We start from the raw sequence: 24,573 nt of genomic DNA, 5'->3' as shown, positions 1-24,573 counted from the left end.
CTTTCCCGGTCAGCGCCTGACCAGACTGGAGCGCTTTCAGCGCTTTGTCGAAATCGAAAGGTTGGGTCATGTATCATTCCTTTTTTGAATATATTACTGGAATGACACAGAATTTCTAACACTCCCCAGTCACTCCGTCATCCCTGCGGCAGTAGGCAGGGATCTACTTCCGCTGGCGGCTCGGTGTTGCTGAGATTCCTCCTCGCGAAAGCGGGAACCTGCCGGAATGACGGATTTGGAGTCGCTATTACCAATGGCTTCTTTGTCAATGCTCTGACCCCCAACGGGGTTCATCATTTCCGCGAAAGTCCGGGGGCGTGGAAATGGACGGTGGTGAGGCATCACCACTATATAGATAGCAATTAATCGTACAACCATCGCCCGGCTTTGGCCGACTCGATATACATACGGATGGTTAACGCCTGCTTGTCCCGATTACGGGACTTGCCGGTAAAAAAAGTGCGAGGTTTCCATGGGTAATAGTTAATTAAAGCAAATCCGTTCGGGTCAACGCTGAAGACGTCGAAATACCTCTTTGTCATTTCAGCGATATCATCGGCTTCGTGTAACTCTTGCAGAACAGCATCGTCATCGACATCCACCTTTTTAAACAAAGTGGTAACCAGCGGCAGTTCACCTTTGACAAAGGCTCTTACATTATCTTCAACAACGTTACTCACCAGATTTTATCCTCCGAACGGACCAGTAAGTTGTATCGATGTACCGTCCTGTAGCTTATCAGGGAAACATCTCGTGCAAGGATTACCCAACCCACTACTGGAACGGCTCTGCCAACAAACGCACCCAGGTTATTCACCCAAAATATTTTTAATCCCCTCATCGAGAAGGATTTCCGGGTAAGAGTCGGCAGAATGCGCTTTCTGAATTTATAAGTGAGGTGCCGACGGAAAAAAATCGACGATCGGGAGGTTCCCGGTGTGGATGTTCCAGGTTTTCCCGGAACTTCAATGCTGTTATTTCCCAAAAAAAGCGCCGCGACCCCAATAATATCCTGAACACCCAATTGTTTCTCCGTTTCATCAATGAGTATCCAGAAAAGTAGCTCCTGTGATGTAAGATTTGACAAACCATCAAAAAAATAGGTGCCGTTCAACTCTTCAGTCGTATCCATCCCCCCTCCAGTTGAGTTCCACATAACCGATGAATAGTATCTGACCAGATACTTTGTCTTTATCGGAAAAAACCTATTATCCAGAATATTGTTGAAGCGGAGGTACCCATATCAATGTTCGTTACAAGGGAGAACCTAGTCAGAGGGCGGACTCCCGCAGCCAGGGCGTATGGGTCACGCCGCCCAGCTTATCCGTGGTCAAATAATCGCTATTGCCCTCCAGCGGCTTTAACGGCAGGCCCAGCGTATCAACGTAGAGCCTAGAGCTGGCCGGAGCTGATTTTACGATGGGGCCAAAACCTGCCACAAACAAGACATCTACACCCGGTATAGCAACATCCATAACTATTCCTCAAAACGTTTCTGCTCGCATCATCCGTCAGGATAACGCAATAAACTGCGCGCGCAGCGCCTGTACCCGATCGCGCAGGCCGGCCGCTTCTTCAAACTCCAGATTCTGCGCGTGGGTCATCATCCTGCTTTCCAGCTCGCGGATTTTCTGCTCCAGCGCTTTCGGCGTCAGCGCCAGATAGTCGGCCGCCGGCTCCGCGGCTTTCTTGCCGCGCCCTTTGCCTCTGTTGCTCGGCTGCCCCAGTTGCAGGATATCGGCGATTTTCTTGTTCAGCCCCTGCGGCACAATGCCGTGTTCCAGGTTGTACGCCTGCTGTTTCTCACGGCGGCGCTCGGTTTCGCTAATCGCCCGCGCCATCGAGGGGGTAATTCTGTCGCCATACAGAATAGCCTTGCCGTTCAGGTTACGCGCCGCGCGGCCGATGGTCTGAATCAGCGAGCGCTCGGAACGCAGGAAGCCTTCCTTGTCGGCGTCCAGGATCGCCACCAGCGACACTTCCGGCATATCCAGCCCCTCCCGCAGCAGGTTGATGCCCACCAGCACATCGAATTCGCCCAGCCGCAGATCGCGGATAATCTCCACCCGTTCGACGGTATCGATATCCGAGTGCAGGTAGCGCACCCGCTCGCCGTGCTCTTCCAGATATTCGGTTAAATCTTCCGCCATGCGTTTGGTCAGCGTGGTGACCAGCACCCGCTCGTTCACCGCGGCGCGCAGACGGATTTCCGACAGCAGATCGTCCACCTGGGTGGCCACCGGCCGCACTTCCAGCAGCGGATCCAGCAGGCCGGTGGGACGCACCACCTGATCGATCACGTCGCCGCCGGATTTTTCCAGCTCGTAGTTGCCCGGCGTCGCCGACACGTAAATGGTCTGCGGCGCCAGCGCCTCGAACTCCTCAAACTTCATCGGCCGGTTGTCCAGCGCCGACGGCAGGCGAAAGCCGTACTCCACCAGGGTTTCCTTACGCGCCCGGTCGCCGCGGTACATGCCGCCTATCTGCGGAATGGTGACGTGCGATTCGTCGACCACCAGCAGACCGTCGGCCGGCAGGTAGTCGAACAGGGTCGGCGGCGGCTCGCCGGGGCCGCGCCCGGAGAGATAGCGCGAATAGTTTTCGATGCCGGAGCAGTAGCCCAGCTCGTTCATCATTTCCAGATCGAACTGGGTGCGCTGGCTCAGCCGCTGCTCTTCCACCAGCTTATCGTTCGCCAGCAGTATCCTGCGACGGTCGGCCAGTTCCACCTTGATATCTTCCATCGCCTGCAAAATACGCTCGCGCGGCGTCACATAGTGCGTTTTCGGATAGATGGTATAACGCGGCACGACGTGCAGAATCTGCCCGGTCAGCGGGTCAAACAGCGACAGGCGCTCCACCTCCTCATCAAACAGCTCGACGCGCAGGGCCACCTCGTCCGATTCGGCGGGGAAGATATCGATCACCTCGCCGCGCACGCGGAAGGTGCCGCGCTGAAACGCCTGATCGTTACGGGCATACTGCAATTCCGCCAGCCGCCGTAAAATCGCCCGCTGGTCGATGATCATCCCCTGCGTCAGGTGCAGCATCATTTTCAGATACAAGTCGGGATCGCCCAGACCGTAAATGGCGGAAACCGAGGCGACCACCACCACATCCCGCCGCTCCAGCATCGCCTTGGTGGCCGAGAGCCGCATCTGTTCGATATGTTCGTTGACCGACGCATCCTTCTCGATAAAGGTATCGGAGCTCGGCACGTAGGCTTCCGGCTGATAGTAGTCGTAATAAGAGACGAAATACTCCACCGCGTTATCCGGGAAAAAGGCTTTCATTTCCCCGTAAAGCTGAGCGGCCAGCGTTTTATTGGGCGCCAGCACCATGGTGGGACGGTTCAGATCGGCGATCACATTGGCGATGGTAAAGGTTTTTCCCGATCCGGTTACCCCCAGCAGCGTCTGATGCGCCAGCCCATCCTCCAATCCTTCCTTTAAACGACGAATGGCTTCCGGCTGATCGCCCGCCGGCTTAAATTCGGAATTCAGTTTGAATGCTTTACTCATAGTCGAATACGTTACTCATGAATGGGCTATCGGATAACACGCGAATGGAACTGAACGGCCGTTATTGACCCTCAGGTTATTATGGGAAGCAATCGCGGACTTTACCACCGCCATGATACTGGATATAAAAACAGCATCAAGAAAATTATCGCCCGGCTGAATGATTAATCAGCGCATGGATTCGCTAGCATATCGGCTGCCGATCCACCAGAAAAAGTTAGCTACTTTTTATCCCCAAACGACTAATTTTGGTAACCTGCCGGTACTACCCTGTCATTAATTTATGCCGTCGCGCGTCGCGCCTGACGACGGCACTTGATTTTAAATAACATAATGATTTTCGTATGATTTTTAAAAAAGCAGAGAATAACGTCAACCCGACGGAAACCCGCGTCAGCTCTCGTCTGGCATGGTTTTCCTAACGCTCATGCACACAGTTATCCACAGAAATAGTGGATAACTCCCACAACCCCGCACCCGCTCTGTGTTACAGAAATACTACCTTCATCAAATATAAGTGCCGATACGGATTTTTTTCACCCCTTTTCTGCGATTTATCTCATAAGTTTTAGACTGAAAAATGCTAAAAACGGAACCCGGATTCCAGAAACGCATTCAGGGGTGGCAAGGGCTAAGGGGGAAAATCAAGATGTTTTTTCTATTGATTGATGAATAAATACCAGGCTAATTATCAATTCGGGGATAAAGCCGGGTATTTATTATCAGCAGGTGAAACGTCAGCCCAACAGCGACAGGTCGATATACCGCCCCGGATTCTGCAACTGCGGCTGCGTCAGATGCGGGATTTCACCCAGCATCGGGGCGGGCAAACGCTGCTGCAAACTGAGCAGATATTCCTGATGGCGCTTTCCCGGCGCTTCAACGTCGTTGGCGATCCAGCCGCCAAGCGTTAGTCCGGCCTGGCGGATGGCGCCGGCGGTCAGCAACGCATGGTTAATGCAGCCCAGCTTGATGCCCACCACCAGAATAACCGGCAATTGCTCCCGCGCCACCCAGTCGGCGAAGGTTTCCTGCGCCGACAGTGGCGTAAACCAGCCTCCGGCCCCTTCCACCAGCAGCCAGTCCGCCTGCTGCTCCAGCGCCCGCAGCCCGGCGGAGAGCGCGGACAGAAGAATAGGCCGCCGCTCCGCCGCGCTGACGATATGCGGCGACGTCGGCTCGATAAACGCCAGCGGATTAACCTGCTGATAATCCAGCCGGACGCCGCTGTTGGCCTGCAGCAGCAAGGCATCGCCGTTGCGCGCGCCCTGCGGGGTTATTTCGCAGCCGGAGGCCACCGGCTTATAGCCGGCGGTACGGTATCCGGCCTGATTGGCGGCCTGCAATAGCGCGCAGCTGGCGATGGTTTTGCCGACATCGGTATCCGTTCCGGTTACAAACCAGCGCTTAATCACGATAAATCACTCCGTAAATCAGTTGATAGCTGAGCGGATAGCCCTCCTGGCGCCGAGGATAGCCCGACGCCAGCGCCTCAAGACGCCCGCGGCTGAGCAAACCGGGCGCGCGTCCCTGATGCAGCCAGGTGGCGCCGATGCCTTTCAGCGACTTCAGCAGCGCCAGCACGTCGGGAAAACAGTGAGTCACCCACTCCTGGTGAAGTTGATGGCGGTATGGCCGGCAGGCGGCCCGTATGGCGGGAACGGAAAGAAAGCGGTTCACCCGGCGGCTGCCGTCCACGCGCCGCCAGGCCTGCGCCAGCTCGCTCAGCGATCCGTCCGCCAGCGTGGAAAAGGCGATGGCGCCGCCCGGACGGGTCACCCGGTACAGCTCGGCCAGCGCGCGCGGCAGATCGTCGCACCACTGCACCGCCAGATTGCTGTAGCTGATATCCACGCTGCCGTCCGCCAGCGGCAGATTTTCGATATCCCCCAGCACATAGCGGTGCGCGGCCCGCTGCTCGCCGGCGTAGGCCAGCATCTCGGGAGACAGGTCCAGCGCGGTCACGATCTTATCCAACTGCCGCCAGCGGCGGCTGAAGTGACCGGTGCCGCAGCCGGCGTCCAGCACCTGCGAGCCGCGATGCGACGCGACCATCTCCAGCAGGCGCGCGCCGCTGGCCCGTTGCAGCGCCGCATGGCGGTCGTAGCTGTCCGCCGCCCGGCCGAACGCCCGGGCGATGGCCGGTTTATTGTGGGTTTCAGTCGGCATGGCGCAGCACCGTCAATAATTGCTCGATATCTTCCGGCCGATGCGCCGCCGTCAGCGTAATCCGCAGGCGGGCGCTGCCGGGCGGCACCGTGGGAGGACGCATCGCCGTTACCCATATTCCCTGCGCGCGCATGCGCGTCATCAACGCCAGCGTGCGGGCGTTGTCGCCGACCAGCAGCGGCTGAATGGCGCTATCGGAGTCCATCGGCCGCCAGGACGAGGTAGCGCAACCGGCGCGGAACTGGGCGATATTGCGCCGCAGCGCCTCCCGCAGCGCTTCCCCCTGGCGGACGCAGTTCAGCGCGGCGCTGAGCGCGCAGGCCTGCGCCGCGGGCATGGCGGTGCTGTAGATCAGATGGCGGGCGAACTGCAACAGGTATTCCGCCGGCGGTTCGGCGCACAGCACGGCGGCGCCGCTGACGCCGAACGCCTTGCCGAAGGTGACGATCAACAGCTCGGGCCTCACCTGCCGCCGCCAGCAGCTTCCCCGCCCTTCCTCGCCCAGCACGCCGACCCCGTGGGCGTCATCCACCATCAGCCAGGCGCCGCGTTCACGACACAGCGCATGCAGCTGCGGCAGCGGCGCGCTATCGCCGTCCATGCTGAACACCCCTTCGGTGACCGCCAGGGTTTGACCCACGGCGGGCTTTGCCAGCAGGCGCCGCAAGGCTTGATGGTCATTGTGGCTAAAACGCCGCAGCGTCGCCGGCGAGTGCGCCGCGGCCTCCAGCAGGGAAGCGTGGCTCAGCCGGTCGGCCAGAATACGATCGCCCGCCTGCGTCAACGCGGCGACCACCGCCTGATTCGCCGCGTAGCCGGAAATAAACAGCAGCGCGCGCGGATAGCCCAGCCACTCCGCCAGCTGTTGCTCCAGCGTCTCATGGGCGTCGGTATACCCCGTCACATGGCCGGAGCCGCCGGAACCGACGCCATAGCGCTGCGCCCCCTGCCGCCAGGCGTGAATAATTTCCGGGTGGCGGCTCAGCCCCAGGTAATCGTTGCTGGAAAAATTGAGGTAGCGCCGTCCGTCCTGCGTCAGCCAGCGGCCGTTGCCGCCCTGATTGGCCCGCCGCGTACGGTAGGCATCATCCTGACGGCGCTGTTCCAGCGCCAGCGCAATGCGCCGTTGCCAGCTCATGGCCGCCGACGCCGCGCCGGCGCACCGCTACAGCGCGGCATTGTAGAACTGCTCCGTGTCGGCGTGGGTCAACTGCCGCGTCAGCCGCTGCTGCTGTTGGTTATCGCCGTATTCCACCTCGGTCTGCTGCGGATTCAACCCCAACTTGCGGAACAGCGCCAGATCTTTATCCTCTTTGGGGTTCGGCGTGGTCAGCAGTTTACAGCCATAGAATATGGAGTTGGCGCCGGCCATAAAGCACATCGCCTGCGTCTGTTCGCTCATCTGCTCGCGACCGGCGGAGAGACGCACGTAGGAGGCCGGCATCATAATGCGCGCCACGGCTATGGTGCGGATAAAATCAAACGCGTCCACGTCCTCGTTATCGGCCAGCGGCGTGCCTTTTACTTTTACCAGCATATTGATCGGCACGCTTTCCGGCGGCGTCGGCAGATTAGCCAGTTGCACCAGCAGGCCGGCGCGGTCGCGCACCGTTTCCCCCAGGCCGACAATCCCGCCGGAGCAGACCTTGATACCGGCGCCGCGCACCTTATCCAGCGTATCCAGGCGCTCCTGATAGCTGCGGGTGGTAATAATGCTGCCGTAAAACTCCGGCGAGGTATCGAGATTATGGTTATAAAAATCCAGCCCGGCCGCGGCTAAACGCGCCGCCTGATCGCCGTCCAGGGTGCCGAGCGTCATGCAGGTTTCCATGCCCAGCTCTTTGACGCCCTGTACCATCTGCTCCAGATAGGGCATGTCGCGCTCGTGCGGATTTTTCCAGGCGGCGCCCATGCAGAAACGGGTCGAGCCGGCCGCTTTCGCCTGACGGGCGGACTCCAGCACCTGCTCCACCTGCATCAGCCGTTCGGTTTCAATGCCCGTACGGTAGCGGGAACTTTGCGGACAGTATTTACAGTCTTCAGGGCAGGCGCCGGTTTTGATCGACAACAGCGTGCTGACCTGTACCTGACGGGGATCAAAATGCTGACGATGAACCTGCTGCGCGGCAAACATCAGCTCCAGAAACGGCTTGTCGAATAGTTCTTGCGCTTGCTCAAGCGTCCAGTAAATGCGGTCGGCCATGGCGGCGTCTCCAAAATAAAAACGTTTCATCAGTTTAAATTAACCCTTTATACTGTCAACCAACTCAATGTATTTTTAGTTTACGACACCTATAATGACGCCTGACGACCTCGCCTTCGACCAACGCCATATCTGGCACCCCTACACCTCCATGACCCAACCGCTGCCCTGTTATCCGGTGGTCGCCGCCGACGGCGTCGAGCTTGAGCTTTCCGACGGACGGCGTCTGGTTGACGGTATGTCTTCCTGGTGGGCGGCGATCCACGGCTATAACCATCCGGCCATCAATCAGGCGTTGCAGCAGCAGATGTCTCGGATGTCGCACGTGATGTTCGGCGGCGTTACCCATCCGCAGGCGGTGGCGCTCTGCCGTCGGCTGGTGGCGATGACGCCGGACGCGCTGGAGTGCGTGTTTCTGGCGGACTCCGGCTCGGTCGCCGTGGAGGTGGCGCTGAAAATGGCGCTGCAATACTGGCAGGCGCGCGGGGAGCGGCGCCAGCGTTTCCTCACGCTGCGCCACGGCTACCACGGCGACACCTTCGGCGCGATGGCGGTCTGCGATCCGCAAAACTCGATGCATAGCCTGTATCAGGGCTATCTGCCGGCGCATCTGTTCGTCGACGCCCCGCAGTGCCGGTTCGACGACGAATGGCGGGAGGAGGATATCGCCCCGCTGCACGCGCAGCTGGCGCAACACGCCGCTCAACTGGCGGCGGTGGTGCTGGAGCCTATCGTGCAGGGGGCCGGCGGCATGCGTTTTTACCATCCGCGCTATCTGCAACGGGTGCGCGAACTGTGCGATCGCTACGGCGTGCTGCTGATCGCCGATGAGATCGCCAGCGGATTCGGCCGCACCGGCAGGCTGTTCGCCTGTGAACATGCGGGCGTCACGCCGGATATTCTCTGTCTGGGCAAAGCGCTGACCGGCGGCTATCTGACGCTTTCGGCCACGCTCACCACCCGGCAGGTGGCCGACACCATCAGCAACGGCGCGGCGGGCTGCTTTATGCACGGCCCGACCTTTATGGGCAATCCGCTGGCCTGCGCGGCGGCCAACGCCAGCCTGGCGCTGCTGGCGGAGAACCGCTGGCAGAACCAGGTGTCCGCCATCGAACGGCAGCTGCGTCAGGCGCTGAAGCCGTTATCCGCCGCGCCCGAGGTGGCGGACGTGCGGGTGCTGGGGGCGATTGGCGTGGTGGAGACGCGCCGCCCGGTCGATATGGCTCGGCTGCAGCGTTTTTTCGTGGCGCGCGGCGTGTGGATCCGCCCGTTCGGCAAACTTATCTATCTTATGCCGCCGTTCATCATTCGGCCCGAACAGCTACGCCGCCTTACCGACGCCGTCGGCGAGGCGGTTTCCGAGCGCGGCCTGTTTACCGACTGAGCCGGCATCCTGATTTACCAGCCGGGAAAATATGTGATCTGTGGCACACTAATTCCATTAGCGCTATCATGGCTGAATCAGTTAATCAGGACTTTCCCATGCGTAATACGATTACCCTTTGTTGGCGGTATTTACGCGCTTTCGCATTGATTTACCTCTGTCTGCTGGCAGGCAATGCGATATCCGCGTTACTCCCTCTGGTTATTCCAGGCAGCATTATCGGTATGCTGATTCTATTCTCGCTTCTCGCTTCGCAGATCCTGCCGGCCACCTGGGTGAAACCCGGCTGTCATCTGTTTATTCGCCATATGGCGCTGCTGTTTGTGCCGATAGGGGTGGGAGTGATGAACTACTACGATCTGCTTAGCCAGCAGTTTGGGCCGATCGTCGTTTCCTGCCTGATCAGTACCTTTATGGTGATGATCGTCGTCGGTTTCAGCACCCAGCTGATGCAGCGCGAACGCGCCATCGCCGCCGATACCCCGCCAACCAAGGACAAACCCTGATGTTCGCCTATTTGTGGTGGTCGTTGCCGCTCACCCTGCTGGTCTTTTTCGCCGCCCGCAAGCTGGCGGCGGCGACCAAAATATCGTTGCTGAACCCCCTGCTGGTTTCGATGGCGATTATCATCCCCCTGCTGCTGCTGCTGCGTATCCCTTACGAGCACTACTTCAAGGGCAGCGAAGTGCTCAACGATCTGCTGCAGCCCGCCGTGGTCGCGCTGGCCTTTCCGCTGTACGAGCAGATTCACCAAATCCGCGCGCGCTGGAAATCCATCATCAGCGTCTGTTTTATCGGCAGCCTCGCCGCCATCGTTTCCGGCACCCTGGTGGCGCTGTGGATGGGCGCATCCCCTGAGATTGCCGCCTCGGTGCTGCCGAAATCCGTCACCACGCCGATCGCCATGGCGGTCGCCAGCTCGCTCGGCGGTATTCCCGCCATCAGCGCGGTGTGCGTCATTTTCGTCGGCATCGTCGGCGCGGTGGTGGGACACGGGATGTTCGACCGCATCGGTATTAAGACCAAAGCCGCGCGCGGCCTGTCGATGGGCACCGCTTCGCACGCCCTGGGCACGGCGCGCTGCGCGGAAGTCGATTTTCAGGAAGGGGCGTTCAGTTCGCTGGCGCTGGTGATCTGCGGAATTATTACTTCGCTGGTGGCGCCGTTTATTTTTCCGGTGCTGCTTCATTTTGCCGGTTAACGCGGCCTGGCGTTTTACGATTATGGGTTAAGGTGGCCGATGCCTTAACCCCTTGCCCTTATATCCGCCCTCTTTACTAAAGCGCAATGGTATAAAATCCAATCCAAATCACATATTTTATATTTGCATTTCATTTCTTACATATATAACGAGATAACAATCACAATATATTGCTAATCTGCTACTTAATATGGTGTCTATTCATCAATACAAAAGAGCAAATCGCTATGCATTCACGCTTTGATAACGCCCTGCAACAGTTGCCATCCCGTTTGCAATCCGCCCTGGAGCCCATTCTGCGCCGGCAGGATTTTGCCACCATGCTGACCGCGGATGAAGCGGCCGGGCTGGCCGACGACGGCCGGCTGGATACCGATGCGCTGGCCTTTGCCCTGTTGCCGCTGGCCGCCGCCTGCGCGCTGGCGCCGATCTCTCATTTTCAGGTGGGCGCCATCGCCCAGGGAGTAAGCGGCAATTTTTATTTCGGCGCCAATATGGAGTTCAGCGGCGCGGCGCTTCAGCAAACGGTACACGCCGAACAAAGCGCGATTAGCCACGCCTGGTCGCGCAATGAGCCGGCGCTGGCGGCGATAACGGTGAACTACACGCCGTGCGGCCACTGCCGGCAGTTTATGAATGAGCTTAACGCCGCGTCCACGCTGCGTATTCATCTGCCGGGCCGTCAGCCCGCCCTGCTCGGCCATTATCTGCCGGACGCCTTCGGCCCCGGCGATCTGAACATCAGCGCCCGGCTGATGGATGAGATCGACCATGCCCGCACGCTGCCGCATCAGGACGCGCTGGTCCTTGCCGCGCTGGATGCCGCCAACCGCAGCCACGCGCCATACACTCAGGCGTTAAGCGGCGTGGCGCTGGAAACGCGCAGCGGCGCCATCTATGCCGGACGCTACGCTGAAAATGCGGCGTTCAACCCCAGCCTGCCCCCTCTGCAGGCGGCGCTTAACCTGATGAATCTGGCGGGCGAGCGGCATACGGCGATACGACGGGCCGTCGTGGTCGAACGCCGCGACGCCGCCATCAGCCACTGGGAATCGTCCGCGGCGCTGCTGAACGCACTGGGCTGTAAAAATGTTACCCGCCATTTCGTGCAGTGACGGCGCGCATTAAATGAACACGTTGAATCGATACAGCTTTTTTTATCCGCCGATGCAAGCCATCTGTAACTATTTTAATTAACATTTTCTGTACATATTTTGTGGGTAATTTAAGATCCGGGCCACAGCGTTTTTATACCCTAAATAATTCGAGTTGCAGGAAGGCGGCGACGCAACGAATCCCCGGGAGCTTACACCAGTAAGTGACCGGGGTGAGTGAGGAAAGCCAACGCACCTGCAGCTTGAAGTATGACGGGTATATTATTCACCCGGATTCGTTTCTGTTACCCAAAGAGTAAAAAAGTCATGGAATTAGAATACGAAAGTAAACGTCCTCTCTACATCCCCTATGCTGGTCCAATACTTCTTGAATTTCCCCTGCTGAATAAAGGCAGCGCTTTTACAGAAGAAGAACGCGCCGACTTTAATCTGTATGGTTTATTACCGGAAGCCGTCGAAACCATCGAAGAACAGGCCGAACGAGCCTGGCGTCAATATCAGGAGTTTAAAAACGATATAGAAAAACACGTATACCTGCGCAATATCCAGGATACCAACGAAACGCTGTTCTATCGTTTGCTGGACGCCCACCTCAGCGAGATGATGCCCATCATCTATACGCCGACCGTCGGCGAAGCCTGCGAGCACTTCTCTGATATCTACCGCCGGGCGCGCGGCCTGTTTATCGCCTATCCCAACCGCGCGCATATCGACGATATGCTGCAAAACGCCACCAAACAGAATGTGAAGGTCATCGTGGTTACCGATGGCGAACGTATTCTGGGCCTGGGCGACCAGGGCATCGGCGGTATGGGCATTCCCATCGGTAAACTGTCGCTCTACACCGCCTGCGGCGGCATCAGCCCGGCGTATACCCTGCCGGTGGTGCTGGATGTCGGCACCAACAACCCACAGCGTCTGAACGATCCGCTGTATATGGGTTGGCGTCACCCGCGTATTACCGATGACGAATACTACGCGTTTGTCGATGAATTCATTCAGGCGGTTAAACGCCGCTGGCCGAACGTGCTGCTGCAGTTCGAAGATTTCGCCCAGAAAAACGCCACCCCGCTGCTGAATCGCTATCGCGACGAGATTTGCAGCTTCAATGACGACATTCAGGGTACCGCGGCCGTTACCCTCGGCAGCCTGATTGCCGCCAGCCGGGCGGCGGGCAGCCAGCTGCGCGACCAGACCGTGGTGTTCCTCGGCGCCGGTTCCGCCGGATGCGGCATCGCGGAACAAATCATCGCCCAGATGAAGTCTGAAGGTTTGAGCGAAGATGAAGCCCGCGCCAAGGTATTTATGGTTGACCGCTTCGGCCTGCTGACCGATAAGCTGCCGAACCTGCTCGACTTCCAGAGCAAGCTGGTGCAGAAAAGCGAGCTGCTGACCCGCTGGGAAGTCGCCAGCGACGCGATCTCCCTGCTGGAAGTGGTGCGCAACGCCAAACCGACCGTTATGATCGGCGTTTCCGGTCAGCCCGGCCTGTTTACCGAAGAAATCATCCGTGAGATGCACAGTCACTGCGAACGCCCCATCGTGATGCCGTTGTCCAACCCGACGTCGCGCGTGGAAGCCCGCCCGGAAGACATTATCCGCTGGACGGACGGCGCCGCGCTGGTCGCCACCGGCAGCCCGTTCGCGCCGGTTCACTATAAGGATAAGGTTTACCCCATCGCCCAGTGCAACAACTCCTTTATCTTCCCGGGGATTGGCTTAGGGGCGCTGGCATCGGGCGCGACCCGCATTACCGACGTTATGCTGATGGCGGCCAGCCGTACCCTGGCGGACTGCTCTCCGCTGGCGAACCACGGCGAAGGCGCGCTGCTGCCGGATATCGCGGATATTCAGGAAGTATCGAAACGCATTGCGCTGGAAGTGGGCAAAGCGGCGCAGTTGCAGGGCGTGGCGGTGGTGACCTCCGGCGATGCGCTGGCAAAAGCCATTGCCGACAACTTCTGGCAACCGCAGTACCGCAGCTACAAACGCACCTCGTTCTAATCTCCTCGTTATTTTCAACCGAAGAGCGCGGCTTAGGCCGCGCTCTCAAACCGATGACAAAGTACAATTTCGTATCATAATTTCCAAATTCGTCACTCAGCGCCCTTTTCCGTCGTCCCTGCGGTAGTCGGCAGGGATCTGCATTTGATGGCGACTCAGTGCAGGAGATTCCCGCCTGCGCGGGAATGACGGTGGGTGGGAACGACTGTAGTGATGAGGTTTGTCAGCAACCTCAGCGCGGCTTAGGCCGCGCTCTGCCTCCCTACTCCTTTACCCCGCTACCGCCGCTTCGCGCTGCACCACATCCGGCGCCATTGCCGCCAGCACTTCGCGCCGCAGATCGGTAAACGCATAGCTGGCGCGATCGCGGGGCGTCGGCAGCCTCACCTCCACCACCCTGGCTATCTGCCCCGGATGCGACTGCAGCACCACCACGCGGTGGCTCAAATAGAGCGCTTCCTCGATATCGTGGGTCACCAGGATCATGCTGGTACGCTCGTGCTGCCAGATATGCAGCAGTTCATCCTGCAGCCGGATGCGCGTCAGCGCGTCCAGCGCCCCCAGCGGTTCATCCAGCAGCAGCACTTCCGGACGCGCCACCAGCCCGCGGGCAATGGCGGCACGCTGCGCCATGCCGCCGGAAAGCTGGTGGGGAAAAGCCTGTTCGTAGCCCGACAGTCCCACCAGTTCAATATGCTCGCGCACCGCGTCGCGTTTGCGGGCCGCCGGCCAGGAGACGTTTTCCACCGCCAGCGCGATATTCTCCTCCAGCGTCAGCCACGGCAGCAGACGATGATCCTGAAACACGATGCCGCGCTCCGGGCCGGGGCCGCTGATGCGCCGTGCTCCCAGAGTAATCTCGCCCTGATAGTCCTGATCCAGCCCGACAATCAGGCGCAGCAGGGTGCTCTTGCCGCAGCCGCTCGGCCCGACGATGCTGACGAACTCGCCCGGCTCCACCGTTAAATCAATGCCGCGCAGCACCTCGTGCGACGCCGCGCCGTCGTGCGAATAGCGTTTGGTCACGCCGCGCACGTGCAATGTCTCGGTCATGGGTTAGCCCTCATAGCCTTGCTTCCACACCAGCGCGCGCTTTTGCAACGCCAGCATTAACCGGTCGATCAGAAAACCGACGAGGCCGATGGTCGCCATGCAGACCAGCAGCTGGTCGGTCAGCAGCAGCGACTGGGCGCGGAAGATCAGAAAACCGATCCCCACCTGCCCCGCGATGCCCTCGGCCACCACCACCAGCGCCCAGGCCAGCCCGGCGCTATAACGCAGGCTCACCATCACGTTGGGCAGGGCCGCGGGGATCACGATGCGCCGCAGGGTTTGCCAGCGCGTCAGGCGCAGCACCTCCCCCAGCTCGATGTAGTTGCGATCGACGTTGCGGATCCCCTGCAGCGTATTGAGAAACACCGGGAAGAATACCGACTTGGCGATCACCAGCGTTTTGGCCGGCGCCCCCACCCCCAGCCACAGAATGATCAGCGGCAGCCAGGCGATGCCGGGGATATGGCGGATGGTGTCGAACGTCGGGCCGAAGAAGTTTTCCACCTTGCGGGACATGCCGGCGGCGATCCCCAGCAGCAGCGCGGCCAGCGCGCCGAGCAGGAATGACTGCGACACCAGCGTGATGCTGATAAAAAAGTCTTCGTCGAACGACTGTTTGGTCACCAGGTCCCAGAACGAGGCGAGCGTTCGCGCCGGCGACGGCAGAAAGACCGGCGGAACCCACTGATAATGAGACGCGGCCTGCCAGCCGGACAGGATCGCCAGCGGCAGGATAAAGCCAATCCAGTTCCCCGATCGCCGGCGGCGTACGGGCTTTGCCGTCGCCACGCCGCCAAGAATGTTATCGCTCATGGTTATCGGTCCTGTTTAGGTGAGGGGCGGTCAGTTATAGACCGAATAAGCGCCGCCTTTGAAAAAGCGAGCGTCGACCAGCTTATCGACCTGGGTATCGCTCAGATTGCGCTCGCTCAGGATGTCGTCCCCCTGCGCGATGTACCAGGCCTGGAAGGTCTTGATATTGCTGCGCACGCTGTCGGCGTCCTCCTCGCCGCGCATAAAGAAGTACTGCGACGGATCGGTGATTTGGAACTTGGCGATATGTTCCGGCACGCGGGTAGCTTTGGCGACGATGACCGCCGCTTCATCGGGGTTCTCCCGCGCCCACGCTTTGGCGCGACCGACCGCCACCAGAAACGCCTGAATGGCCTGCGGGTAGTTTTCGACAAACGAACGCATTGCGAAGTAGGAAACCCGGCCGGCGCCGTTGACGTAGACGCCGTCGTCCGGGGAGCGTCCGATCACTTTCACCTGGCCGGAGGTATAGAGCGCGGCCGCGCCGGAGGCGCCGAGATGCACCGCCGTGGCATCGATGGAGCCGCTCAGCAGCGCGGCGGATACCGCGGCGTTGTTATCCATCGACTGGTAGCGTACCCGTCCCTGCTGTTTGCGGGAGTCCAGCGGCAGCCCCGCCTTGGTCAGGACCTCGGTGGGCGCCGTCCAGTAGCAGCTCACCCGGCTGCTGGCGAATTTACGTCCGTCCAGATCCTGTACCTGATTAATCTCCTTGTTGTCCACCCGCGCAATAATCGGCGTACGGTATTTGTCGGAAGGCTCCGATTCCCAGACGATAACCGCATCCAGTCCGTTGGCGTGATGCACCACCGCCGGATAGATCATGCGTTGCGCCACCGCGATGCCGCCGTGGTTGAGGTTCGCCGCCTCCGCGCCCAGCAGTTCGGCGCTGCCGGAGGCGATCAGCTTCACCTCGTTGATGCCGATCTTGTCGAACGCTTCCTTGAAGAAGCCTTTTTCCTGCGCCACCGCCGTGGCGGGATCGAGCTGCAGCGTGATGCTTTTAAGCGGCTGCGCGGCGCCGGACGCCGTCTGCAACCACAATATCAGCGTCGCGCTCAGCGCCACCAGCGCGGCGGCATGCCACTTGTTATTTACTGACTGATTAGACATGGCAAAAATACCTCATGGTAAACGAATAAAATAATAATGACGGGATAGCGGCGACTCTCTATTTATAGGATTACCTATCCCAATCCCCCAGCAATGAGGCGGCAGACAAGGCTGCGCGCCGCAGGCGGCTGTTGCCGCCCGAATAAACCCGCGCTTTCGCATACCAAAAAGTCAGGCGTAGGTTTGATTATTTTCCTGTTTGCTCAGAACGACCTCCAGCCCGAAAGCGGACAGAATCTCACCGGCTTCCCTGACGCGCGGGCGTTTATTTGTATAAACGTGGTAGGTTTTTCCCAGCGCTTCGTATTTCGAAGAGCCGAATTCGTGATAAGGCAGAATCTCGATGACGGGCAGCGCGACCTCCTTCATAAAGGCGCCCAGCCGGGAAAGGTTGTCGTCGTCGTCGTTAAAACCGGGGATCAGGGGCAGACGCACCAGCACGGGAAATCCGCGCTTGCCGAGATGGCGGGCGTTTTCCAGAATGCGTCTGTTATCGCGCCCGGTCGCCTCTTTATGGCGGGCGGAATCCATATGTTTCAAATCCAGCAGGATCATATCGGCATGGGGTAAAAGCGGCTCCAGCGTCGACCAGGGCGCGTAGCCGCTGGTGTCGAGACAGAGGTGAAAGCCGATTTCGTCGTGCAGTTTCTGCAATAGCGCTTTCAGGAAAACGGGTTGAGACAGAATTTCTCCGCCGCTGCAGGTCACGCCGCCGCCGCTTTGCATAAAAATTCGCCAATGCTGGCGCACTTCGTCCGCGATTTCCTCAACGCTCATTTTGCGCCCTGATAAGCTGCGGGCGTCGTTGGGGCAGGCTTCAACACATATGCCGCAGCTTTGGCAGCGGGTTCGGTCGATATCGACGCCCTTTTCCCCCAGAGAAAGCGCGCCGGACTGGCAGGCGGCGACGCAGGCGCCGCAGCCGATGCAGTTCGCCGCGAAATAGAGCAATTCCGGTTTTCTGCGTTGCGATTCCGGATTGGAGCACCAAAGGCAGGATAAAGGGCATCCTTTGAAAAACACGGTCGAGCGCACGCCCGGCCCGTCATGCAAGCTGAAATGCTGAATGTCGAAAATAACGCCCTGCGGTTCCATTGCCTTAACCCTGATAGGAGAGGCGGCGCGGAATTGCCGCACCGCCTCTGCAGTTTTAAAACTCCCCGTTAAAACGAGAGTTCGGTCCGCGCGATAATTTCGTCCTGCACCCCTTTATGGAGCCGGGTGAAATAAGCGGAGAAACCGGCCACGCGCACGGTCAGGCCCTTGTAGTCTTCAGGGTTGGCCTGCGCCTTGCGCAAGGTTTCCGAACTCACCACGTTAAACTGGATATGCGATCCGTTGCGGTCCATATAGTCCTTGATCAGCGCCAGAAGTTTGCGGGCGCCGCCAATCCCCGCCAACGCCTGCGGATGGAACTTCATATTGAAATGGTTCGAACCGTATTTGACCGTATCCAAAGCCTGGGCGGCGGAGGTCAGCAGAGCGAGAGGGCCTTTGCGGTCCGAGCCGGGGGTGGCCGAGACGCTGGCGTCGGTCAATGGCGTGCCTTGCTTGCGCCCGTTGGGCAACGCGCCGGTCAGGATGCCGAAGTAATTGTGGATGGAAAGCGAGAACGCCTCCAGATTGGCGCCGTTGTCGCCGAAAAAATTATCCTGATCGTCGAGCGAGTGGAAAAGCGTCCACGCATCGTCATACACGCGGCGGATCAGGGCGTCGGTTTCAGCATCGCCGTTGCCGTGTTTGGGAGCTTTAAGCAATTTGTTGTGCAGCGCGTCATAGCCCTCGAAATTGGCGGCCAGCGCGGCCAGCAATTCGTCCCACCCGGCCGCTTTCTCGTCGTAAATCACCTCCTTGAGCGCCGCCAACGAGTTGGCGACATCCACCCCCGCCGTCGAGATGACGAAATAGAGATAATAATCCGCCCCGCCTTTGTAGATGTCCTTGCCGCGCCGGCGGCTGCCTTCGTAAAGCGATGAACGGAACGGCACGGGAACCGTATCCCCCAGCGCCTTGTTGGAGAGCGATCCCAACGGCCGGACCTGCTGGAAAAGGTGAAGAACCTGCTGCGAGTAGGCGGCGTAAAGCTGTTCGAAATCGGCAAAATTTCTCGGATCGCCGGTTTTCGCGCCGACCGTCAGCCCGGTTGCGGGATCGACGCCGTCGTGAAGCGCCAGCTCCAGCGCCTTCGCCAGATTGAACGAACCGCCTTCGTGCAGAAACGCCGTTTTGCCGGCGATGCCGGTAGCGACGCAGCTCATGTTGATGCAATTTCTGGCGTCTTCAATGGTGACGCCGACTTTGGCGTAGCGGGTCAGCAGGCGTTCAATGACCACGCGGTTGTTCAGCCACTGCGGCTGTCCGAGACCGGTGCGCTCGAGATCGACCGCCTTGAGCAGGAAATCCTCCGCCAGGCCGTCATGATAAAGGATGGTGATGGTGGGCTGAATGGTCTGCAACTCTATCTGCGTATCGAGCAGAATGTGATCCAATTCCGTGGTGGCATCCCGGCCGCTGGCGTCCAGCCCGCCCAGATTGATGGTGTGGCCGGTGTGGCCCGATCCCTGACGGGCGGCGATCACCCCCGAATAGAAACCGTAGGACAAAATCTTGACGAACAGCGCCTTGAGCCAGCTTTTCGCCTGTTCGGCGGTAAGGCCGTTTTGAGTTTTATCCGCCTGATAATATTTATCCAGGTACTGACCCAGCCTGCCGGGGGACGAACCGCAGCCGCTTTGCTCGATCTGGATCCCCAGGTGGATAAACCACCAGCTTTGCAGCGCCTCGCGGAAATTTCTGGGCGGATTTTCCGGCACGTGGCGCGCCACCTCGGCGATCTCCAGAAGTTCGGCGCGACGTATGGGATCGCCGGTTTTACCCGCTTCGCTTTCCGCCAGATCGGCGTAGCGATGCGCAAGGGCGATCACCGCTCGGAAGGTAATCAGGATAGCCTGGTAGTAATCGATCCTGTCCGACTCCGCCGCCGTTCTGGGAACCGCGCGCAGGCGCTCTTCGGTTTCCCGGATGATATCTTTCAGCCCGCGATCGATAAAGCTCGCGTAATCGACGTTGCCGGCGCCGACGGTGTAGCGAGCCGACTCGGTGAACAGACCGGCCGCCACGCCTTCTTTGGGATCAAGCCCCAACAGCTCTTGCGCCAGTTCGCGGGAACGGGCTTCGGCGTTTTTATCCTTGAAATAGGCGGCCGCTTCGGCCAACAGCTCCCGGTCCCGGCTGGAAAGCGAAACTTCGCCCAGATGGGAGACGATAGGCTGGTCGAGCTCCTCGGCGATCCACTCCGAACCGTATTCGGGATAGACATAGACCCCGGCGGGATACGAGGTAACCGACCCTACCAGGGGGTTATTGTCCAGAAACAGCGTCTTTTTTTGCAAAACCTGCTCGAACACGCGGGCTCTTAACAGTATGGCGGGCTCGGTGCCGTATTTCTGGTAGACGTCCAGCAGATGGATCAGGCGTTCGGTATCCACCCTTTGGGGCGAATCCAGCAGTTGATCCTTGATGTCCAGCGCTGCCTGCAAGGCGCGCTCCGCCTTCTCTTCGTAGGTCAGCTTTCCATTCGCGTCGAAAATCGATCGGGAAAGCTCTATTTCCTCTTTCAACAGCGCGTTGCCGCTTGATGGCATGATGATCTCCTCCATAATCAGATAAATACGTCGCTATATTATTTGGCTATTTTGTATAGGGTGTTTGGATGTAGAGATCCCGAAGATAATTTTCATTAGGATTGGTTACAAATAAATCATTAACATTAGTATTGTTAATATTTACATTTGTATATTTTTCAACCGGTTTAGCATGAACGCGAATAGGCCGAGAGCCTCGATTTTCATCGCGGCTGTAAAACCAAAGCAGGGAATCCAGTCGCTCTCCCCCGCCGTCACGGGCGTCGTAGGGATCATCCTGACCGGTGAAATTGTGAGCTGGATCGTAATTCTCCCGCCTGTGCGGCGGGAGGATAAGGGTGGGAGCAGTGATTAACCCCACTCCTTCGCAGGGGAGAGAGTAAGTCAGCTCCTCCCCCTGGCAAGGGCTGTCTCTTAGTCACATTTTTATGCGGACTCAGAGGCAGTTTCGTGCGCCACAATGCCGCCATTTCCATGCTACGTCGTAGCACGCGCCCGACATAGGGGGCTCAAACGCCAGCCCCCTATGGACCCGGGCTTGCGGCTAAATTATGCCGCTGCGCGGTGCCTTCGTCGGTATCAGGCTTAACGGACCGCTTGCGACACGTTCCCGACGTGGCGCAAGCTTTCGCCGCGTCCATGCGGCTCATCCTAAGCCTGCTATCTCCTCAGCATAATTTTTTACGCCGCGTAACAGCCACCTCCGTCAGCGCTCCCGCATTTGTGTATAAGAGACAGTGGCAAGGGGGAGGCCGGGAGGGGGTCAACTACCCGGCTACCGCCGCTTCGCGCTGCACGGCATCCGGCGCCATCGCCGCCAGCACCTCGCGCCGCAGGTCGGTAAACGCATAGCTGGCGCGGTCGCGCGGTAAAGGCAGCGTTACCTCCACCACCCTGGCTATCTGCCCCGGATGCGACTGCAGCACCACCACGCGGTGGCTCAAATAGAGCGCTTCCTCGATATCGTGGGTCACCAGGATCATACTGGTGCGCTCGTGCTGCCAGATATGCAGCAGTTCATCCTGCAGCCGGATGCGCGTCAGCGCATCCAGCGCCCCCAGCGGTTCATCCAGCAGCAGCACTTCCGGACGCGCCACCAGCCCGCGGGCAATGGCGGCTCGCTGCGCCATGCCGCCGGAAAGCTGGTGGGGAAAGGCCTGCTCGTAGCCCGACAGCCCCACCAGTTCGATATGTTCGCGCACCGTGGCGCGTTTGCGGGCCGCCGGCCAGGAGACATTTTCCACCGCCAGCGCGATATTCTCCTCCAGCGTCAGCCACGGCAGCAGACGATGGTCCTGAAACACGATGCCGCGCTCCGGGCCGGGGCCGCTGATGCGCCGCGCTCCCAGGGTAATCTCGCCCTGATAGTCCTGATCCAGCCCGACAATCAGGCGCAGCAGGGTGCTCTTGCCGCAGCCGCTCGGCCCGACGATGCTGACGAACTCGCCCGGCTCCACCGTTAAATCGATGCCGCGCAGCACCTCGTGCGACGCCGCGCCGTCGTGCGAATAGCGTTTGGTTACGCCGCGCACGTGCAATGTCTCGGTCATGGGTTAGCCCTCATAGCCCTGCTTCCATACCAGCGCGCGCTTTTGCAGCGCCAGCATTAACCGGTCGATCAGAAAACCGACGAGGCCGATGGTCGCCATGCAGACCAGCAGTTGGTCGGTCAGCAGCAGCGACTGGGCGCGGAAGATCAGAAAACCGATGCCCACCTGCCCCGCGATGCCCTCGGCCACCACCACCAGCGCCCAGGCCAGCCCGGCGCTGTAGCGCAGGCTCACCATCACGTTGGGCAGGGCCGCGGGGATCACGATGCGCCGCAGGGTTTGCCAGCGCGTCAGGCGCAGCACTTCCCCCAGCTCAATGTAGTTGCGATCGACGTTGCGGATCCCCTGCAGCGTATTGAGAAACACCGGGAAGAATACCGACTTGGCGATCACCAGCGTTTTGGCCGGCGCCCCCACCCCCAGCCACAGAATAATCAGCGGCAGCCAGGCGATGCCGGGGATATGGCGGATAGTGTCGAACGTCGGGCCGAAGAAGTTTTCCACCTTGCGGGACATGCCGGCGGCGATCCCCAGCAGCAGCGCGGCCAGCGCGCCGAGCAGGAATGACTGCGACACCAGCGTGATGCTGATAAAAAAGTCTTCGTCGAACGACTGTTTGGTCACCAGGTCCCAGAACGAGGCGAGCGTTCGCGCCGGCGACGGCAGAAAGACCGGCGGAACCCACTGATAATGAGACGCGGCCTGCCAGCCGGACAGGATCGCCAGCGGCAGGATAAAGCCGATCCAGTTCCCCGATCGCCGGCGGCGTACGGGCTTTGCCGTCGCCACGCCGTCAAGAATGTTATCACTCATGGTTAGCGGTCCTATGGTCCTGTTTAGGCGAGCAGCGGTCAGTTATAGGCCGAATAAGCGCCGCCTTTGAAAAAGCGCGCGTCGACCAGCTTATCGACCTGGGTATCGCTCAGATTGCGCTCGCTCAGGATGTCGTCCCCCTGCGCGATGTACCACGCCTGGAAGGTTTTGATATTGCTGCGCACGCTGTCGGCGTCTTCCTCGCCGCGCATAAAGTAGAACTGCGACGGATCGGTGATTTGGAACTTGGCGATATGTTCCGGCACGCGGGTGGCTTTGGCGACGATGGCCGCCGCTTCATCGGGGTTCTCCCGCGCCCACGCTTTGGCGCGATCGACCGCCACCAGAAACGCCTGGATGGCCTGCGGGTAGTTTTCGGCGAACGAACGCATCGCGAAGTAGGAAACCCGGCCGGCGCCGTTGACGTAGACGCCGTCATCCGGGGTGCGGCCGATCACTTTCACCTGACCGGAGGTATAGAGCGCGGCCGCGCCGGAGGTGCCGAGGTGCACCGCCGTGGCATCGATGGAGCCGCTCAGCAGCGCGGCGGCTACCGCGGCGCTGTTATCCATCGACTGGTAGCGCACCCGCCCCTGCTGCTTGCGGGAGTCCAGCGGCAACCCCGCCTTGGTCAGGATCTCGGTGGGCGCCGTCCAGTAGCAGCTCACCCGGCTGCTGGCGAATTTGCGCCCGTCCAGATCCTGTACCTGATTAATCTCCTCGTTGTCCGCCCGGGCGATAATCGGCGTACGGTATTTGTCGGAAGGCTCCGACTCCCAGACGATCACCGCATCCAGTCCGTTGGCGTGATGCACCACCGCCGGATAGATCATGCGCTGCGCCACCGCGATGCCGCCGTGGTTGAGGTGCGCCGCCTCCGCGCCCAGCAGTTCGGCGCTGCCGGAGGCGATCAGGTTCACGTCTTCGATGCCGATCTTACCGAATTCTTCCTTGAAGAAGCCTTTTTCCTGCGCCACCGCCGTGGCGGGATCGAGCTGCAGCGTGATGCTTTTAAGCGGCTGCGCGGCGCCGGACGCCGTCTGCAACCACAATATCAGCGTCGCGCTCAGCGCCACCAGCGCGGCGGCATGCCTCTTTTTGCTTACTGGCTGATTAGACATGGCAAAAATACCTCATATTGAATATGTCGCATAACTGTAGGATGGCGTATCAATGACAAGGCGGAATTCGGTTGCCCTCGGCGGCGGCGGCGGACGCCGCCGGTTGCGCCGCGGCCTTCTCCTGCGGCGCTTCCCGTTGCGGCGACGTGTCGGCCTGCGCCGCCTGCCATCCGCCCAGCGCCCAGCTCAAACCGCATAGCGCGGCGATGGCCGTTTTTCTGATTGCAGTAATCCTTGACATGATGCTCCTTTATTAATGCAATGTTGTTTTTGGGATGTTTCAGGTGAATATTTTTAACATATAAACAAACGAATATTTAAAGTTGCACACCTTTTTTATCAACCAACAAATAGTTATATGGTTACCCGGCAGTCAGTAATAGCTGACCGCGCGTCGGCGCCAAACGGCCTGATAGGGGGATATAACGGGTTTTCATCACCGTCAATGAATTGATACGGCCAGCGTTTAGTAAATAAAAAAACGCCTGGAGCGTTTTTCAACGTCGCTTGCGACGGCCTTAAGGGTGGCGGGCAAGGACAGCCCGCCATAAAAAAACGCCTGGAGCGTTTTTCAACGTCGCCTGCAACGGCCCGAAGGGTGGCGGGCAGGGATAGCCCGCCATAAAAAAACGCCTGGAGCGTTTTTGAGGTTGCTGACAAACCCTTTACCTTTGCCGTCATCCTCGCGAAAGCGGGGATCTGCTTTCAGCTAATGCATCAATATCAGAAAGATTCCTGCTTTCGCAGATACTGTGTTGAACGTCAGCGGTCAAGACACTTTATTCACCATGCCTACCCCTCCGTCATGCCCGCGCAGGCGGGCATCTCTGGCAACGCAGCGCCAGCAGTGAAGACTTCTCTCCGCTTTT

General features: G+C 59.4%; 21 protein-coding genes and 1 pseudogene. 5 read left to right on the top strand and 17 right to left on the bottom strand.

Annotated features, from left to right (window positions below):
- Positions 1-362: 362 nt before the first annotated feature.
- The 8 genes and pseudogenes from MFP24_RS00640 to bioB all read right to left on the bottom strand — a co-directional run bounded on the left by MFP24_RS00640 (position 363) and on the right by bioB (position 7,893).
- The gene (locus MFP24_RS00640) at positions 363-680 is read right to left on the bottom strand and encodes a DUF1493 family protein (protein ID WP_249228683.1); all 318 of its coding nucleotides are present in this window, start codon (positions 678-680) and stop codon (positions 363-365) included.
- Complete coding sequence (locus MFP24_RS00635) at positions 677-1,132, bottom strand: STM2901 family protein (protein WP_249228684.1); 456 nt, start codon at positions 1,130-1,132, stop codon at positions 677-679. The genes MFP24_RS00640 and MFP24_RS00635 overlap by 4 nt, the downstream gene beginning before the upstream one ends.
- A 169-nt stretch (positions 1,133-1,301) precedes the next feature.
- Positions 1,302-1,475, bottom strand: a pseudogene (locus MFP24_RS00630) (glyoxalase); the annotation flags it as partial.
- 36 nt (positions 1,476-1,511) lie between these two features.
- The gene (gene uvrB / locus MFP24_RS00625) at positions 1,512-3,521 is read right to left on the bottom strand and encodes an excinuclease ABC subunit UvrB (RefSeq protein WP_249228685.1); all 2,010 of its coding nucleotides are present in this window, start codon (positions 3,519-3,521) and stop codon (positions 1,512-1,514) included.
- Between the two features lie 737 nt (positions 3,522-4,258).
- On the bottom strand, positions 4,259-4,936 hold the full coding sequence (gene bioD, locus MFP24_RS00620; protein WP_249228686.1) for a dethiobiotin synthase: 678 nt from the start codon (positions 4,934-4,936) through the stop codon (positions 4,259-4,261).
- Complete coding sequence (bioC, locus tag MFP24_RS00615; RefSeq protein WP_249228687.1) at positions 4,929-5,690, bottom strand: malonyl-ACP O-methyltransferase BioC; 762 nt, start codon at positions 5,688-5,690, stop codon at positions 4,929-4,931. The genes bioD and bioC overlap by 8 nt, the downstream gene beginning before the upstream one ends.
- The gene (gene bioF / locus MFP24_RS00610) at positions 5,680-6,828 is read right to left on the bottom strand and encodes an 8-amino-7-oxononanoate synthase (RefSeq protein ID WP_249228688.1); all 1,149 of its coding nucleotides are present in this window, start codon (positions 6,826-6,828) and stop codon (positions 5,680-5,682) included. Before bioF ends, bioC begins: the two co-directional genes overlap by 11 nt.
- 27 nt (positions 6,829-6,855) lie before the next feature.
- Positions 6,856-7,893 (bottom strand): biotin synthase BioB, encoded by a 1,038-nt coding sequence (bioB, locus tag MFP24_RS00605; protein WP_249228689.1) that lies wholly within the window; start codon positions 7,891-7,893, stop codon positions 6,856-6,858.
- Between the two features lie 94 nt (positions 7,894-7,987).
- Between bioB and bioA the strand changes: the two genes are divergently transcribed.
- The 5 genes from bioA (at position 7,988) to MFP24_RS00580 (ending at position 13,597) form a co-directional block, all read left to right on the top strand.
- Positions 7,988-9,277 carry an adenosylmethionine--8-amino-7-oxononanoate transaminase gene (gene bioA / locus MFP24_RS00600; protein ID WP_249228690.1) on the top strand — a complete coding sequence of 430 codons (1,290 nt, stop codon included), beginning with the start codon at positions 7,988-7,990 and terminating at the stop codon, positions 9,275-9,277.
- Between the two features lie 98 nt (positions 9,278-9,375).
- Positions 9,376-9,783 carry a CidA/LrgA family protein gene (locus tag MFP24_RS00595; protein WP_249228691.1) on the top strand — a complete coding sequence of 136 codons (408 nt, stop codon included), beginning with the start codon at positions 9,376-9,378 and terminating at the stop codon, positions 9,781-9,783.
- Positions 9,783-10,478 carry a CidB/LrgB family autolysis modulator gene (locus MFP24_RS00590; RefSeq protein WP_249228692.1) on the top strand — a complete coding sequence of 232 codons (696 nt, stop codon included), beginning with the start codon at positions 9,783-9,785 and terminating at the stop codon, positions 10,476-10,478. Before MFP24_RS00595 ends, MFP24_RS00590 begins: the two co-directional genes overlap by 1 nt.
- Positions 10,479-10,705: 227 nt before the next feature.
- Entirely contained in the window at positions 10,706-11,593 is an 888-nt protein-coding gene (gene cdd / locus MFP24_RS00585) for a cytidine deaminase (RefSeq protein WP_249228693.1), read from the top strand.
- Between the two features lie 306 nt (positions 11,594-11,899).
- A complete protein-coding gene (locus MFP24_RS00580; RefSeq protein ID WP_249228694.1) occupies positions 11,900-13,597 on the top strand; it encodes an NAD-dependent malic enzyme in 1,698 nt (565 codons plus the stop codon).
- Between the two features lie 270 nt (positions 13,598-13,867).
- On the opposite strand, the gene MFP24_RS00575 is transcribed toward MFP24_RS00580, so the two are convergent.
- The 9 genes from MFP24_RS00575 to MFP24_RS00535 form a co-directional block, all read right to left on the bottom strand.
- Positions 13,868-14,650: an ABC transporter ATP-binding protein gene (locus MFP24_RS00575; RefSeq protein ID WP_249228695.1), complete on the bottom strand. Its 783-nt coding sequence runs from the start codon at positions 14,648-14,650 to the stop codon at positions 13,868-13,870.
- Positions 14,651-14,653: 3 nt separating this feature from the next.
- Positions 14,654-15,463: an ABC transporter permease gene (locus tag MFP24_RS00570; protein WP_249228696.1), complete on the bottom strand. Its 810-nt coding sequence runs from the start codon at positions 15,461-15,463 to the stop codon at positions 14,654-14,656.
- A 30-nt stretch (positions 15,464-15,493) separates the two neighbouring features.
- A complete protein-coding gene (locus MFP24_RS00565) occupies positions 15,494-16,576 on the bottom strand; it encodes an ABC transporter substrate-binding protein (RefSeq protein WP_249228697.1) in 1,083 nt (360 codons plus the stop codon).
- A 171-nt stretch (positions 16,577-16,747) separates the two neighbouring features.
- Positions 16,748-17,671, bottom strand: a complete 924-nt coding sequence (locus MFP24_RS00560) for a glycyl-radical enzyme activating protein (protein WP_249228699.1) — start codon at positions 17,669-17,671, stop codon at positions 16,748-16,750.
- A 68-nt stretch (positions 17,672-17,739) separates the two neighbouring features.
- A complete protein-coding gene (locus MFP24_RS00555) occupies positions 17,740-20,220 on the bottom strand; it encodes a glycyl radical protein (RefSeq protein ID WP_249228700.1) in 2,481 nt (826 codons plus the stop codon).
- A 767-nt stretch (positions 20,221-20,987) separates the two neighbouring features.
- On the bottom strand, positions 20,988-21,770 hold the full coding sequence (locus MFP24_RS00550; protein ID WP_249228701.1) for an ABC transporter ATP-binding protein: 783 nt from the start codon (positions 21,768-21,770) through the stop codon (positions 20,988-20,990).
- A 3-nt stretch (positions 21,771-21,773) separates the two neighbouring features.
- On the bottom strand, positions 21,774-22,583 hold the full coding sequence (locus MFP24_RS00545) for an ABC transporter permease (protein ID WP_249228702.1): 810 nt from the start codon (positions 22,581-22,583) through the stop codon (positions 21,774-21,776).
- 38 nt (positions 22,584-22,621) lie between these two features.
- The gene (locus MFP24_RS00540; RefSeq protein ID WP_249228703.1) at positions 22,622-23,704 is read right to left on the bottom strand and encodes an ABC transporter substrate-binding protein; all 1,083 of its coding nucleotides are present in this window, start codon (positions 23,702-23,704) and stop codon (positions 22,622-22,624) included.
- Positions 23,705-23,753: 49 nt separating this feature from the next.
- Complete coding sequence (locus tag MFP24_RS00535) at positions 23,754-23,945, bottom strand: hypothetical protein (RefSeq protein ID WP_249228704.1); 192 nt, start codon at positions 23,943-23,945, stop codon at positions 23,754-23,756.
- Positions 23,946-24,573: the final 628 nt, after the last annotated feature.

Origin of the sequence: Brenneria tiliae (assembly GCF_023347575.1) — a bacterium.
GTDB lineage: Bacteria > Pseudomonadota > Gammaproteobacteria > Enterobacterales > Enterobacteriaceae > Brenneria > Brenneria corticis.
Note: the sequence above shows the minus strand (reverse complement) of the source record. Positions and strands in the feature narration are given on the sequence as shown.

Excerpts from the sequence above, each read along its gene's own strand:
- MFP24_RS00570 (WP_249228696.1), bottom strand. The coding sequence starts at position 15,463 with ATGAGCGATAACATTCTTGGCGGCGTGGCGACGGCAAAGCCCGTACGC.
- MFP24_RS00635 (WP_249228684.1), bottom strand. The coding sequence starts at position 1,132 with ATGGATACGACTGAAGAGTTGAACGGCACCTATTTTTTTGATGGTTTG.
- uvrB (WP_249228685.1), bottom strand. The coding sequence starts at position 3,521 with ATGAGTAAAGCATTCAAACTGAATTCCGAATTTAAGCCGGCGGGCGAT.
- MFP24_RS00595 (WP_249228691.1), top strand. The coding sequence starts at position 9,376 with ATGCGTAATACGATTACCCTTTGTTGGCGGTATTTACGCGCTTTCGCA.
- MFP24_RS00535 (WP_249228704.1), bottom strand. The coding sequence starts at position 23,945 with ATGTCAAGGATTACTGCAATCAGAAAAACGGCCATCGCCGCGCTATGC.
- bioF (WP_249228688.1), bottom strand. The coding sequence starts at position 6,828 with ATGAGCTGGCAACGGCGCATTGCGCTGGCGCTGGAACAGCGCCGTCAG.
- MFP24_RS00555 (WP_249228700.1), bottom strand. The coding sequence starts at position 20,220 with ATGCCATCAAGCGGCAACGCGCTGTTGAAAGAGGAAATAGAGCTTTCC.
- bioC (WP_249228687.1), bottom strand. The coding sequence starts at position 5,690 with ATGCCGACTGAAACCCACAATAAACCGGCCATCGCCCGGGCGTTCGGC.
- MFP24_RS00550 (WP_249228701.1), bottom strand. The coding sequence starts at position 21,770 with ATGACCGAGACATTGCACGTGCGCGGCGTAACCAAACGCTATTCGCAC.
- MFP24_RS00580 (WP_249228694.1), top strand. The coding sequence starts at position 11,900 with ATGGAATTAGAATACGAAAGTAAACGTCCTCTCTACATCCCCTATGCT.
- MFP24_RS00545 (WP_249228702.1), bottom strand. The coding sequence starts at position 22,583 with ATGAGTGATAACATTCTTGACGGCGTGGCGACGGCAAAGCCCGTACGC.
- bioA (WP_249228690.1), top strand. The coding sequence starts at position 7,988 with ATGACGCCTGACGACCTCGCCTTCGACCAACGCCATATCTGGCACCCC.
- MFP24_RS00565 (WP_249228697.1), bottom strand. The coding sequence starts at position 16,576 with ATGTCTAATCAGTCAGTAAATAACAAGTGGCATGCCGCCGCGCTGGTG.
- MFP24_RS00560 (WP_249228699.1), bottom strand. The coding sequence starts at position 17,671 with ATGGAACCGCAGGGCGTTATTTTCGACATTCAGCATTTCAGCTTGCAT.
- MFP24_RS00590 (WP_249228692.1), top strand. The coding sequence starts at position 9,783 with ATGTTCGCCTATTTGTGGTGGTCGTTGCCGCTCACCCTGCTGGTCTTT.
- MFP24_RS00540 (WP_249228703.1), bottom strand. The coding sequence starts at position 23,704 with ATGTCTAATCAGCCAGTAAGCAAAAAGAGGCATGCCGCCGCGCTGGTG.
- bioB (WP_249228689.1), bottom strand. The coding sequence starts at position 7,893 with ATGGCCGACCGCATTTACTGGACGCTTGAGCAAGCGCAAGAACTATTC.
- MFP24_RS00575 (WP_249228695.1), bottom strand. The coding sequence starts at position 14,650 with ATGACCGAGACATTGCACGTGCGCGGCGTGACCAAACGCTATTCGCAC.
- cdd (WP_249228693.1), top strand. The coding sequence starts at position 10,706 with ATGCATTCACGCTTTGATAACGCCCTGCAACAGTTGCCATCCCGTTTG.